The sequence below is a fragment of the Dyella subtropica genome, assembly GCF_026283965.1.
GTDB lineage: Bacteria > Pseudomonadota > Gammaproteobacteria > Xanthomonadales > Rhodanobacteraceae > Dyella_D > Dyella_D subtropica.
The window spans coordinates 67,892-81,050 of sequence record NZ_JAPDPD010000017.1 but is presented as its reverse complement, the minus strand read 5'-3'; the positions used below and the strand labels follow the sequence as shown (position 1 = coordinate 81,050).

6 protein-coding genes are annotated in these 13,159 nt (G+C 64.6%); 5 read left to right on the top strand and 1 reads right to left on the bottom strand.

The genetic code is table 11. The features are described 5' to 3' along the window. Nucleotides 1-77 precede the first annotated feature (77 nt). From mgtA to OUZ45_RS15235, 5 genes are all read left to right on the top strand, one after another. Nucleotides 78-2,744, top strand: a complete 2,667-nt coding sequence (mgtA, locus tag OUZ45_RS15255; RefSeq protein ID WP_266170989.1) for a magnesium-translocating P-type ATPase — start codon at nucleotides 78-80, stop codon at nucleotides 2,742-2,744. A gap of 293 nt (nucleotides 2,745-3,037) precedes the next feature. Next, entirely contained in the window at nucleotides 3,038-4,699 is a 1,662-nt protein-coding gene (locus OUZ45_RS15250; protein ID WP_266170988.1) for a Na/Pi cotransporter family protein, read from the top strand. 267 nt (nucleotides 4,700-4,966) lie between these two features. Continuing rightward, nucleotides 4,967-6,094 (top strand): efflux RND transporter periplasmic adaptor subunit, encoded by a 1,128-nt coding sequence (locus OUZ45_RS15245; RefSeq protein WP_266170987.1) that lies wholly within the window; start codon nucleotides 4,967-4,969, stop codon nucleotides 6,092-6,094. After that, nucleotides 6,087-9,182 carry an efflux RND transporter permease subunit gene (locus OUZ45_RS15240; protein ID WP_266170986.1) on the top strand — a complete coding sequence of 1,032 codons (3,096 nt, stop codon included), beginning with the start codon at nucleotides 6,087-6,089 and terminating at the stop codon, nucleotides 9,180-9,182. The genes OUZ45_RS15245 and OUZ45_RS15240 overlap by 8 nt, the downstream gene beginning before the upstream one ends. 2 nt (nucleotides 9,183-9,184) lie before the next feature. After that, nucleotides 9,185-10,666 (top strand): efflux transporter outer membrane subunit, encoded by a 1,482-nt coding sequence (locus OUZ45_RS15235; RefSeq protein WP_266170985.1) that lies wholly within the window; start codon nucleotides 9,185-9,187, stop codon nucleotides 10,664-10,666. 19 nt (nucleotides 10,667-10,685) lie between these two features. Here OUZ45_RS15235 and OUZ45_RS15230 read toward each other — a convergent pair whose 3' ends face one another. After that, on the bottom strand, nucleotides 10,686-12,767 hold the full coding sequence (locus tag OUZ45_RS15230; protein ID WP_266170984.1) for a M3 family metallopeptidase: 2,082 nt from the start codon (nucleotides 12,765-12,767) through the stop codon (nucleotides 10,686-10,688). Nucleotides 12,768-13,159: the final 392 nt, after the last annotated feature.

Here is a 13,159-nt window from a genome sequence, read left to right as displayed (position 1 = left end):
CATCGGCGTCATGCGCGGGCAACGGCCCGCCGACTCGCTGATCCGCCCAGATACCACGAAATCCACGGAAGCGAGTCATGATCAAGCATTCCTCCCAGACCGTCGCAGGCAAGACGGCCGGTAAGAGCGCATCCGCGCCCGTACGCGTATCTGTTGCCATGGAAGCGTTCCGCCACAACGAGGCCTTGTTCGCCGCGTTGGACACGAGCGCCGCCGGCCTCAACGAAGAGCAGATCGCCGAGCGCCTCGATCGTGACGGCCTCAACGAGGTGTCGCATGAGAAGCCGCCGCACTGGTCGCGGCAGTTGCTGCGTGCATTCAAGAACCCGTTCATCATCGTGCTGCTGGTGCTGGCCGGCGTGCAGTTGTTTACCGATTCCAGCGACCTGACCGGGCCGATCATCATCGCGGTGATGGTGGGCATCAGCGTGCTGTTGAGCTTCACGCAGGAATACCGCTCGTCGAAGGCGGCCGAGAATCTCAAGGCGATGGTGCGCAACACCGCCACTGTCACGCGCCGCGCTTCCGACGGCCACAGCGAGCGCATCGAAGTGCCGGTGGGCGAGCTGGTGGCAGGCGACATCGTGCATCTCGCCGCAGGCGACATGGTGCCTGCCGATCTGCGCCTGTTCAGCGCGAAGGACCTGTTCATCAGCCAGGCGATTCTCACCGGCGAATCGCTGCCAGTGGAGAAGGCCGCGCCGACGCCTGCGCAGGTGTCCGAGGAAGCCGCGCAAAGCGCGCTGGACAATCCTCTCGACTTGCCCACCGTCTGCTACATGGGTACCAACGTGGTCAGCGGCACGGCCAGCGCGGTGGTGGTGGCGACCGGTTCGCGCAGCTACCTCGGTTCGCTGGCGCGCACCATCGTCGGCCAGCGCGTGCAGACCAGCTTCGACCGCGGCGTGAACAGCGTGAGCTGGCTGCTGATCCGCTTCATGGCGGTGATGGTGCCGATCGTGTTCCTGATCAACGGCCTGGACAAGCACGACTGGCTGCAGGCCTTTTTGTTCGCGCTTTCCGTCGCGGTGGGCCTTACGCCGGAAATGCTGCCGCTGATCGTCACCGCCAACCTGGCCAAGGGCGCGCTGGCGATGTCCAGGCGCAAGGTGGTGGTGAAGCGCCTCAATGCGATCCAGAACTTCGGCGCGATGGACGTGCTGTGCACCGACAAGACCGGCACGCTCACGCTGGACAAGATCGTGCTGGAGCGCCACCTGGATCTGTACGGCGAGGAATCGGACGAGGCGCTGGAGTACGGCTATCTCAACAGCCGCTTCCAGACGGGCCTGAAGAACCTGATGGACAAGGCCGTGCTGACGCACCGCGACCAGGAGGAAACGGCCGCGCACTACCGCATCGTCGACGAGATTCCGTTCGACTTCCAGCGCCGTCGCATGTCGGTGGTGCTGGGCAACGGCGACGGCCACGAGCTGCTGGTGTGCAAGGGTGCGGTCGAGGAAATGCTGTCGATCTGCGACTACGCCAAGGCCGGCGACGAGGTCCTGCCGATGACCGACGCGCAGCGCGCCGACATCAAGGCGATGACGCGTGGCCTCAACGAAGACGGCCTGCGCGTGCTGGTGGTAGCCATCAAGCATCAGCCGCCCGCCGGCCGCGCCTACGGCGTGGCGGACGAGAGCGGGCTGATCGCGATCGGCTGCCTGGCCTTCCTCGATCCGCCGAAGGACTCGGCCGCCACAGCCATTGCCGCGCTCCACCATCATGGCGTGGATGTGAAGGTCATCACCGGCGACAACGAGGCGGTGACGCGCAAGATCTGTCGCGAAGTTGGCCTGGATGTGGAGCACTCCGCGCAGGGCAAGCACATCGAGCCGCTGGACGACGCCGAGCTGGACGAGCTGGTCAAGCGCACCACCGTGTTCGCCAAGATGTCGCCGCTGCAGAAGGCGCGCGTGGTGAAGTCGCTGCAGCGCCAGGGTCACACCGTGGGCTTCCTCGGTGACGGCATCAACGACGCGCCGGCCTTGCGTGAAGCGGATGTGGGCATCTCGGTGGATACCGCGACGGATATCGCGAAAGAATCCGCCGACATCATCCTGCTCGAAAAGAACTTGATGGTGCTGGAAGAGGGTGTGATCGAAGGGCGCATCACCTTCGGCAACATCATCAAGTACATCAAGATGACCGCCAGCTCCAACTTCGGCAACATGTTCTCGGTGCTGGTGGCGAGCGCGTTCCTGCCGTTCCTGCCGATGCTGCCGCTGCAGATCCTGGTGCTGAACCTGCTGTACGACATCTCGCAGCTGTCGATTCCGTTCGACCGCATGGACGACGAATACCTGCGCAAGCCGCGCAAATGGGATGCCAGCGATATCGGCCGCTTCATGGTGTGGATCGGTCCGGTCAGCTCGATCTTCGACATCACCACGTTCCTGCTGCTGTGGTACGTGTTCGGCGCGAACTCGGGCGAGCATCAGCCGCTGTTCCAGTCGGGCTGGTTTATCGAGAGCCTGCTCACGCAGACGCTGATCGTGCACATGATCCGCACGCGACGCATTCCGTTCCTGCAGAGCGTGGCGGCGGCGCCGGTACTGGCGTTGACCACCGCCATCATCATCATCGGCATGCTGGTGCCGTACACGGGCCTTGGCGCGAAGATTGGCATGGTGGTGCTGCCAACGGCGTTCTACGGCTGGCTTGCGCTGACCGTGTTGACCTATGTGGTGCTGGTCCAGTTGATGAAACTGTTCTATATCCGCCGTTACGGGCGATGGCTGTGATCTTGTCTTCTGATTGGCGTCGAATCTCAGCTACGCGAGCTCTGTGCTCCCTCCCCCGCTCGCAGGGGAGGGCTGGGGAGGGGTGAGTACTTGAGAAAGCGTTTCGGGAGAGGTTTTCGCAAGTGTTCACCCCCCCCTCCCGGCCTCCCCCTGTCCCACGGGACTAGCTTTGCGTCGCAAGCAGGGGGAGGGGAACATCGCGCCAGCTGAGATTCGACACCTTCTCCCCCGTAGTGAATAGAGCCGGGGGAGAAGGGGCGGCCGCCATAGGCACACTTTTTTAGGAGCGGCACATGAAAGGCACCTTCGCCTTACTCGACATTGCCGGCTACGTCGCCCTGCTGCTGTGGGGCACGCATATGGTCACCAGCGGCGTGCTGCGTGGCTATGGCAGCGCGCTGCGCCGCTGGCTGGGGCGTTACCTGGGGCATCGGCCGGCAGCCTTCGCTTTCGGTATCTGCCTCACCGCGCTGTTGCAGAGCAGCACCGCCACCGGCCTGATGGCGACCTCGTTCGCTGCCAGTGGCTTTCTCGGCCTCGCGCCGGGCCTGGCGGTGATGCTGGGTGCCAACGTCGGTACCACGCTGATCGTGCAGGTGATGTCGTTCGACATCTCCGTGGTAGCGCCTGTGCTGATCCTGCTGGGTTTTGCGATTCATCGCCGCAGCGACGATGCGCGCTACGAGAATCTCGGTCGTGTGGCGATCGGGCTGGGCCTAATGCTGCTGTCGCTGCATTTGTTGGTGGTGTCGCTGGCGTCGATGGAGAACGCACAGGCGCTGCGCGCAGTGCTGCAGGGCCTAGCTAGCGAACCGGTTCTGGCTATGTTGGTGGCGGCGCTGGTGACCTGGCTCTTCCACTCCAGCGTCGCCATGGTGCTGCTGATCGCGTCGCTGGCCAGCGCAGGCGTGGTAGATGCAGCAGGCGCGTTGGCGCTCGTGCTTGGCGCCAATCTCGGCAGTACCGTGCCGGCATTGTTGGAAGCCAATACGCCGGTGGCCCGCCGTCTGCCGCTGGGCAATCTGCTGGCGCGCGCTTTCGGATGCATTGTCTGCCTGCCATTGCTGCACCCGCTGGCGCACTGGCTGGTGCCGCTCGGCGCATCGCCAGCGCGCATCGCCGTGAACTTCCACACCGCGTTCAATCTCGGGCTGGCGTTGCTTTTCATCGTGCCAGTCGAGCGCATGGCGCAGCTGCTGGTGCGCTTGCTGCCGGATCCGCCGCAGCCGAACGATCCGGGCGTGCCGCAGTATCTCGACGAGGGCGCGCTGGATTCAGCCAATGTGGCGCTGGCCAATGCCGCGCGCGAGTCGATGCGCATGGCCGATATGGTCGAGGGCATGTTGAAAGGCTTGGTGGAGGTATTCGGCAAAGACGATCGCGCACGTGCCGCTGCCACCAGCAAGATGGATCCCTGGCTCGATCGCCTAGGTATGGCAATCCGCGGCTACCTCGCCGACCTGGGTGGTGAGGCGTTGAACGAGGAAGACGGCGAGCGCAGCCAGGAGATACTCGCCTTCGTGATCAACATCGAACACATCGGCGACATCACCGCTAACAACCTGATGGAGTTCGCCGCCAAGAAGGCGGAGCGCGGCCAGGATTTCTCGGCCGACGACATCCAGGATCTGGCCGCGATGCATGCGCAGGTCATGGAGAGCCTGCGGCTGGGCCTCGCCGTGTTTATGCGCGGCGATCTGCGCGCGGCACAACAATTGGTGGCGCGCAAGGAAGTGCTGTGGCGTCTGGAGAGCGAAGCCTCCGAGCGGCACATCCGTGCGCTGCGCGAGCAGCGCGATGGCGGCGGCGGAGGCGATGTCTACCTGCGCATCCTGCGCGACCTCAAGCGCATTCACTCGCACCTGGCGGCGCTGGCCTACCTGCCGCTGGAACGTGCCGGCCTGCTGCAAGGCCGGCTGGTGCGCGAATCCGCCACCCCGCGAGCGGCTGTCTGAGCAAGCAAATCGAACGAGGAGAGAGCCGACCTTGGACCCAGACCCTACAACCAGCGATGTAAACCCGACACACCGTTCGTACTGAACGTCGTCTCCGCGCCGCTCTCCTGAGCCCCGCCCGGACGCGGCGGCCGGTGACGGTTCGACCGCGGACGGGTTGCGCTTGCAGTCTCAGCCAGGCTGCCCGCTTCCCCCTCCGTATGCTTGCCTAGTGGTCGCGCGATCGCAGCCGGCTTGCACGTGCCTCATGCCAACAGGGGAAACCCCATGCTGTTCCGCTCAAAAAAAATATCGCCCCGCCTGATCTTCGCTGTCGCGCTGCCCGTCCTGCTGGGCGCGTGCTCGCACGGTGACGGCCAGCAAACAGCCGCCCCCGCTGTGGTGGACGATCACGGCGTGCTGCGCGTGCCTGAGAAGTCGCCGTTGCGCACGCGCCTGAAAGTGCAGCCGGTGGAGCTGCGTGACCTCGCGCATCCGTTGTCGGCCCCGGCCATGGTGGAGGCCGATCCGGCCTACACGGCGAACATCCTGCCGCCACTGACCGGACGCATTGCGGAACTGAAAGTGAGGCTGGGCGACCGCGTGACTCGTGGCCAGGTGCTCGCCGTGATCGCCTCGGGCGACTACGCGCAAGCGATGTCCGATAAGCAAAAGGCGAGTGATGCACTGGCCCTGGCCAAGAAGACGCTGGATCGCGCGGAAGGCGTGAAGCAGGCCGGTGGCTCAGCGCAGAAGGACCTGGAAGCGGCGCAAAGCGTCATGGTGCAGGCACAGGCCGAGTACGACCGTGCCGCCACCCGCCTGGCCTCGTTGGGAGACTCCGCGCCGGGTAAGGGCGGCGCGCATCGCATGGTGGTGGTTTCGCCCACCGACGGCAGCGTCACCGCGTTGTCCGCGGCGGTCGGCGGGTTCGCCAACGATCCGAACGCGCCTTTGATGACCATCACCAACCTGGGCCACATCTGGGTCACCGCCAACGTCGCCGAGAACGAAGCCAATCAGGTGGCGCCGGGGCAGCCGGCGGACGTGGTACTGCCGGCCTGGCCTGGCCGCAGCTTCCACGGCACGGTGCAGTCGGTAAGCGACGTGCTGGACGCGGACTCGCGCCGGGTCAAGGCGCGCATCGTCATTCCGAACGTCGACGGCGCGCTCAAGACCAACATGTTCGCCACCGCCACCTTCCAGGTGCCACAGCCGAAGGCGCTGCTGGTGCCGCAGTCCGCGCTGCTGATGAACAACGACAGCGTCACCGTGTTCGTCGAAGTGTCGCCGTGGGCGTTCTCGCGCCGCACGGTCGAGCTGGGCCAGGACGAAGGTGGCGATGGACGCATCACCAAGGGCCTGCAGTCCGGTGACCGCGTGGTCGTGGCGGGCGGAGTGCTGATCAATGATTGATAAGATCATCGAGTGGTGCCTGCACAAGCGCACGCTGGTGTTCGGCGTCACCATTCTGGTGGTGATCTACGGCCACTACGCCTGGACGCAGCTGGCGGTGGAGGCCTATCCGGAACTCAGCGACGTCACGGCGCAGGTCACCACTCAAGTGCCGGGCTTGGCCGCGGAAGAAATCGAGCAACAGATCACCACACCGCTGGAGCGCGCGCTGGCCGGTACGCCCGGTCTGGTGTCGATGCGTTCGAGCAGCACGTTCGGCCTGTCGCTGATCACCCTGGTTTTCCGTGACGGCGCGGAGGATTACTGGTCGCGCCAGCGCGTCACCGAACGCCTGGCCGGCGTGACCTTGCCAGCGGGTGTGACACCCGCGCTGGACCCGGTCTCCGGGCCGGCTGGTGAGATCTACCGTTACACACTGGCCTCCGACACCAAAAACCTGATGGAGCTGTCGGAGATCCAGCGCTGGAAGGTGATCCCTGCACTGCAGCAGGTGCCCGGCGTGGCCAACGTCGACAACTTCGGCGGCTTCACCAAAGAGTTCCAGCTCGAAGTGGATCCGCAGAAGTTGTTGCAGTTCGGCGTGGGCATGAACGACGTGATCACCGCCATCAGCGCCAACAACACCAATGCCGGCGGCGGTCGCGTGACGCGCGGCGAGCAGTCGTATGTGATCCGCGGCGAAGGCCTGATGCGCACGCTCAAGGACATGGGCGACATCGTGGTGACCCAGCACAACGGCAACCCGATCCGCGTGCGCGATCTCGGCAAGCTTCAATACGGCCATCAGATCCGCGAAGGCATCCTGGGCAAGGACAACAATCCAGACACCATCGAGGGCATCGTCGACCTGCTCAAGTACGAGAACCCCTCGCAGGTGCTCAAGGGCATCCACGCCAAAGTGGATGAATTGAACAAGCAGCTGGCGCCGATGGATGCGCGCATCGTGCCCTTCATCGACCGCGACGAGTTGGTGCAGGCCACGGTGAGCAAGGTCTCGCACACCGTGATCGAGGGTGTGGGCCTGGTCGTCATCGTGCTGATCCTGTTCCTGGGCAGCCCGCGCAGCGCGATGGTGGCGGCGGTGACCATTCCGTTCGCGCTGGTCACCGTGTTCATCGTGATGCATTTCACCAAGATGCCGGCGAATCTGTTCTCGCTCGGTGCGATCGACTTCGGCGTGATCGTGGACGGCGCGATCGTGGTCACCGAGGCGATCTTGCGCAAGCGCGAGGCTCGGCCGCAAGCGTATCTGCATGAGGCGGACGTGCTCTCGGCGACCAAGCAAGTGGCACGACCGATCTTCTTCGCCACCTTGATCATCATCACGGCCTACGCGCCGCTGCTGGCGTTCGAACGTGCCGAAGGCAAGCTGTTCTCGCCCATGGCGCATACCGTGGGCTATGCCTTGCTGGGCGCGCTGCTGTGCGCCATCACGCTGGTGCCGGCGCTGACCTGGCTGGCGCTGCGCAAGCCGCGCCAGATGTTCCACAACAAGCCGCTGGAGCGGCTGCAGGCGGGCTACCGAAACCTGTTGGAGAAATTGCTGGGCCGGCCGCGCATCACCTACGGCATCGCTGCTGCGGCACTGGTCGCCGTAGTGACGCTGGGCATCAGCATCGGTCGCGAGTTTCTGCCCGAGCTGGATGAGGGTTCGCTGTGGGTGCAGGTGCAGCTGCCGAGTGGCTTGTCGTTGGAGAAGGCGAGCGAGATGGCCAGCGAATACCGGCGCGTGGTGGGCGAGTTCCAAGAGGTGAGCTATGTGGTCACCCAGCTCGGCCGCAACGATACGGGCAGCGATCCATGGACGCCGTCGCATATTGAATCCGGTGTGGGCCTCAAGCCCTACGACTCCTGGCCTTCGGGCGAGACCAAGGCCGACTTCGTGCGCCGCCTCAATGCGCGCCTGCAACAGATCCCGGGCGTCAGCGTGGGCATCAGCCAGCCGATCATCGACGGCGAGAACGACATGGTGGGCGGTGCGCACAGTCCGCTGGTGCTGCGCATCTACGGCGACGACTTCAAGGAGCTGCGGCGCATCGGCGGCGAAATCGTCGACGCGTTGCACGGCGTGCGCGGCACGGCCGACGCTTCGATCTTCCAGGAGCCGCCGATTCCGCAGCTGACGGTGAAGGTGGATCGCGACGCCGCCGCGCGCTACGGCATCAATGTGGCGGACATCAATACCTTGATCCAGACCGGCGTGGGCGGTTCGGCGATTACCCAGGCCTACGTCGAAGATCGCATGTACAACGTGACCGCCCGCGTGCCGCATCAAGTGGCTGCCAATCCCGAGGCGCTGGGCAAGCTGGTGCTCACGGCGCCGTCTGGCGCGCGCGTGCCGCTGGCCATGGTGACCAAGATCACCCTGCAGACCGGCGAAAGCACCATCGCGCATCAGCAGGGGCATCGTCAGTTGACCATCCGCATCACCAACCGCGATCGCGCCCTGTCCGACTACTTGGCCGAGGCGCAGGACAAGATCGGCAAGACCGTGCATTTCGACGCTCAGAAGTACCGCCTGGAATGGGCCGGTCAGTTCGAGAACCAGCAGCGTGCGCAGGCGCGCCTGGTGCTGGTCATGGGATTGGTGTTGGCCGTGATGGCCGTGTTGCTGTTTGCCGAATTCGGCAGCCTGCGCCAGGCCCTGCTGGTGCTGGCCGTGGTGCCGCTGGCGACGCTGGGCGGACTGATCTCGCTGCATGTGAAAGGCGAGACGCTGAACATCGCCACGGCGGTGGGCTTCATCGCCCTGTTCGGTGTGGCCGTGCAGAACGGCATCATCATGGTGGCGAACTTCAACCGCATGCGGCGGGAAGGCAACGGTGTGCGCGATGCCGTACTGCTCGGTGCTACCGAGCGCTTCCGCCCGGTACTGATGACAGCGACGGTCGCGAGCGTGGGTATGTTGCCGGCGGCGCTGGCCACCGGCATCGGCACTGACGTGCAGCGTGGCCTGGCGACCGTGGTGGTCGGCGGCCTGGTGATCGCGACCCTGCTGACGTTGTTCATTCTTCCCGCTTTCTATGACGTGCTCGAACGATTCGTCGAGCGCCGCCATCGCCAAACGCATCCGGCGAAGGAGCTCTGACCATGCGTGCAATCACCATGAATCTGCTCGCCTGCGCGATGACTATCGCGTTGGGTGGGTGTGTCGTCGGCCCCGATTACAAGCGTCCCGACACGCCTCAGGCCAAGGGCTACACACCGACTCCGCTACCTGCGGCGACCGATACGGCGCCGGTCGGCGGCGGCAATGCTCAGCGCTTGGTCGAGGGCATGGATATCCCGGGCCAGTGGTGGACGTTGTTTCACTCCGAAGCGCTCAATGCGCTGATCGACGACGCGCTCAAGCACAACGCCGACCTCACCGCGGCAAAGGCCGGCTTGCGTGCGGCGTGGGAAAACGTCTACGCCCAGCGCGGCGCCTACTTTCCAGTGGTGACGACCGGCCTCAATCCGACGCGGCAGAAGATCGCCAAGGACCTGGCCAGCCCCGCGGCTTCCGGCGAAAGCATGTACAGCCTCACTACCGCGCAGGTGTCGGTCAGCTACACGCCCGACCTGTGGGGCGGCAACCGTCGCCAGGTGGAGTCGCTGATGGCACAGGCCGATGCGCAGCGTTTTGAACTGGAAGCGACCTACCTCACGCTGACCTCGAACGTGGTCAATGCGGCGATTCAGGAGGCGTCGCTGCGCGCACAGATCGCGGCACAGGAACAGATCGTCGCCAGCCAGCAGAGCATTGTCGACTCGTTCCAGCGACAACATGCGTTGGGCCAGGCATCGGATCTCGACGTCGCCGCGCAAGTGGCGGCACTGGAACAGAGCCGCGCCGCATTGCCACCTTTGCAGAAGCAGCTGTCGCAGCAACGCGACCTGCTGGCAGCGTTGACGGGACGCATGCCTGACGACCAGATCGATGCGAAGTTCGAGCTGGATGGATTGCAGCTGCCGGAGGAATTGCCGGTGAGCCTGCCTGCGTCGCTGGTCAATCAGCGGCCCGACGTGCGTGCTGCTGATGCGCAGTTGCATGCAGCCAGTGCGCAGGTCGGCGTGGCCATTGCCAATCGACTGCCCAACGTGCAGATCAATGCCACGCTCGGTAGCGCATCGACCAAGGCCAGCGAGCTGTTCCACGGCGGCAGCGGCTTCTGGAATATCGGCGGCTCGGTAACACAGCCGCTATTCGACGGCGGCAACCTCAAGCACAAGCAGCGGGCAGCCGAAGCCGCTTACCAGCAGAGCATCGCAACGTATCGGAGCACGGTGATCGCCGCGGCACAGAACGTGGCCGATGTGTTGCACGCGATCCAGCTGGATGCCACTGCGCTGGCAGCGACGCAGCGCGCCGACAGCGCTGCGCAGCATAGCTTCGACGTCGCGCAGCGACAGCTTGCGCTTGGCGATGTCAGCCAGGTTGCGATGCTCAACGCACTGGTGACGAGGCAGCAGGCGCTGATGGCGCTCGCGCAAGCGCGCGCCGGGCGATACTCCGACACGGCTGCGTTGTTCCAGGCCTTGGGTGGTGGCTGGTGGCACCGCGATGACGCGGCGGTGTCGAAGGCCAAGTGAATGTAGAGGGTGCCTGGCTCTAAGAGCGGGGCACCTTCTGCTCCTGCGCCGTCGAGGGCGGGTCGGTGAACTCCTCGTTGATCCAGGACGCCAGCGACTTCATGTCCTGTGGGCGGCCAAGGAAGTGCTTCACCAGCTCGGCCGCGGGTCTCGTTGCGCCGGGTGCGATGACGGTTTGCCGGTAGCGCATGGCGGCTCGGCTGTCGAAGGGATGGCGGGTGTCAAACTGCCGGAAGAAGTCCACGGCGATGACCTTGTCCAGCAGATAGGTGTAGTAGTTGGAGGTATAGCCGGTCAGATGGGTGAAACTCGCATAGGGATGCGCGTCGGCCAGGCTGTCGTACGGCGCGAAGCGCTTCTCGTCGTCCATCCAGACCTTGCCGAAATCGATCTCCTGCGCCGGCAGGTCGTGCATCTGCAACGCGTAGGTGGCGGAGACCATTTGTTGTTGCAGCCATGACCCGCGCCCGTAGGCCGTCGAGCGATTCATGGCCTGGATGGTGGCCAGCGGTAGCACTTCGCCGGTTTTGTAGTGCCTGGCGAAGCCTTGCAGCACGGAGGGTATGCGTAGGAACTCCTCCAGCATCTGCGGCGGCGCCTGGATGAAGTCGCGCTCGACGTTGAATGCCGATTGCGCGGACCACCGCGTCTGGCTGCCGAGGATGTGCTGCATCTGCAGGCCGAAGTCATGGAAGAACGTGACCACGTCGCTGTAGTCCATCAACCCGGGGTCGTTCAGTTCGTGGTCGTCCGGATGGCCGCCGGCAAAATTGCAGACCACGACTCCCTCCGGCATCTGCCGGCCGCCGATGCCCGGTACCAGCGCCCAGGCGGAGCATCCCTGGTTCTTGCCGTCACGCGGATGCATGTCGAGATAGATGCGGCCGATCTTTCTTTCGTCATCCAGTACATCGAAGACGGTCACGGCAGGGTGCCACACCACGGCATCGCTCACCGGGCGGAAGCTGACATGGAAGATGCGCGCCGCGGTGTCGAGCACGCCTGCCTGCACGGCGTTGAACGGGAAGTACGGACGCACCGTCTGCGCATCGAAGTCGTACGTGGCCTTGCGATACTGTTCCTGCCAGTAGTTGAAGTCGGCGCGGCTGATGCTGGTGTCCGCTTGTTTGCCATGCACGAAGTCGCGTAGCAGCCTTGCTTCGCGGTCAGCCGCGGGACCGGCTGCCGCTTGCAGTTGATCGAGAAACTGCTTGGCTTCGGCCTTGCCGCCGATCATCTGATCCGCCATGGCCAGGTCGGCGTACGTATCGAACTTCAGCAGATGGGCCAGCTCTTCGCGCGCCTGCAGCAACTCGCGCAGTACCTTGTCGTTGGCCGGCCAGCCCCGGTTGAGATACGCCGTGGCCAGGTCTTTGCGTAGCTGCGCGTTACTGGCGAACTTCGCTATGGGCGTGACATCGGGCTGGTCGGTGGAGAGGGTGATGCGGCCACTGGCATCCGGTTTGTGCCGGGCCATAAAGTCGCTGGGCATGCCTGCCAGCTGGTCCGGAGTCACGCTCAGCAGGCGTTTGTCCTCCTGCACGTTGCGGCTGAAGCTCAGCTCCAGCGCAGCGATCCGGTCGCGCAGTTGCCTGATGCGTTCGCGGGTGGCGGCATCGCGATCGACGCCAGCCAGCCGGAACTCGAGCAGGCTGCGATCCAGATAATGGCGGGTCGCGGGGTCGGCAGCTTTGCCCGCATCCGATTCCGATAGGGCCCGCAATGCATCGTAGGTGGCGACGTCGAGGGTGATATCCGTATCAGCCGCCGAGAGGGCTTGCTGCAGTTCCTGCCCTTTATCGCGCAGGGCCTTGTCGGCGCCCAGGGCGTTCAGCATATGCGCCTGCCCAAAGGCCAGGCCGAGCTGATTGAGCGCCTCGTCATAAGGCACCAGCGTGTTGTCGATCGTGCGCTGGCCCTGCACGGCATGCAGCTTCGCGAGCTGCACCTTGATGCCGTCCATCCGGGCATGCACCCACGCATCCAGACTGGCGCTGTCACCGCCGCTCCAGCCGTGCAGCGGGTCGGTGGAAGGGGCCGCCTGCACGCCGACGGCAACAAGCAGCGCGAAGGCCGCGCCAAGCCATGGCTTCGTCTTCATCCAGCGGAGCCTAGTGGGCGTGCAACGGCCAACACCATGTGTCCAAAGGCATGGATGGCTTGATCTGCATGAGGTACAGCGTCGCGTCGCAACGTATCGGAGCACGGTGATCACCGCGGCACAGAACATGGCCGATGTGTTGCATGCGATCCAGCTGGATGCCACTGCGCTGGCAGCGACACAGCGCGCCGATGGCACAGTTTCGACATCGCGAAGCGATAGCTTGCGCTTGGCGACATCCGTCAGGTTGCGATGCTCAACATGCTAGTGACGAGACAGCAGGCGCCGATCGCACGCGCAAAAACGCGCTCGTCGGTACGCCGACACGGCTGCGTTGTTCCAGGCATTGGGCGGTGATGGGTGGCGCCGCGATGATGCGGCCCCTACGACAT

What these genes read in the sequence shown, in the direction of transcription:
- mgtA (WP_266170989.1), top strand. Translation starts at nt 78, where the DNA reads ATGATCAAGCATTCCTCCCAGACCGTCGCAGGCAAGACGGCCGGTAAG.
- OUZ45_RS15250 (WP_266170988.1), top strand. Translation starts at nt 3,038, where the DNA reads ATGAAAGGCACCTTCGCCTTACTCGACATTGCCGGCTACGTCGCCCTG.
- OUZ45_RS15245 (WP_266170987.1), top strand. Translation starts at nt 4,967, where the DNA reads ATGCTGTTCCGCTCAAAAAAAATATCGCCCCGCCTGATCTTCGCTGTC.
- OUZ45_RS15240 (WP_266170986.1), top strand. Translation starts at nt 6,087, where the DNA reads ATGATTGATAAGATCATCGAGTGGTGCCTGCACAAGCGCACGCTGGTG.
- OUZ45_RS15235 (WP_266170985.1), top strand. Translation starts at nt 9,185, where the DNA reads ATGCGTGCAATCACCATGAATCTGCTCGCCTGCGCGATGACTATCGCG.
- OUZ45_RS15230 (WP_266170984.1), bottom strand. Translation starts at nt 12,767, where the DNA reads ATGAAGACGAAGCCATGGCTTGGCGCGGCCTTCGCGCTGCTTGTTGCC.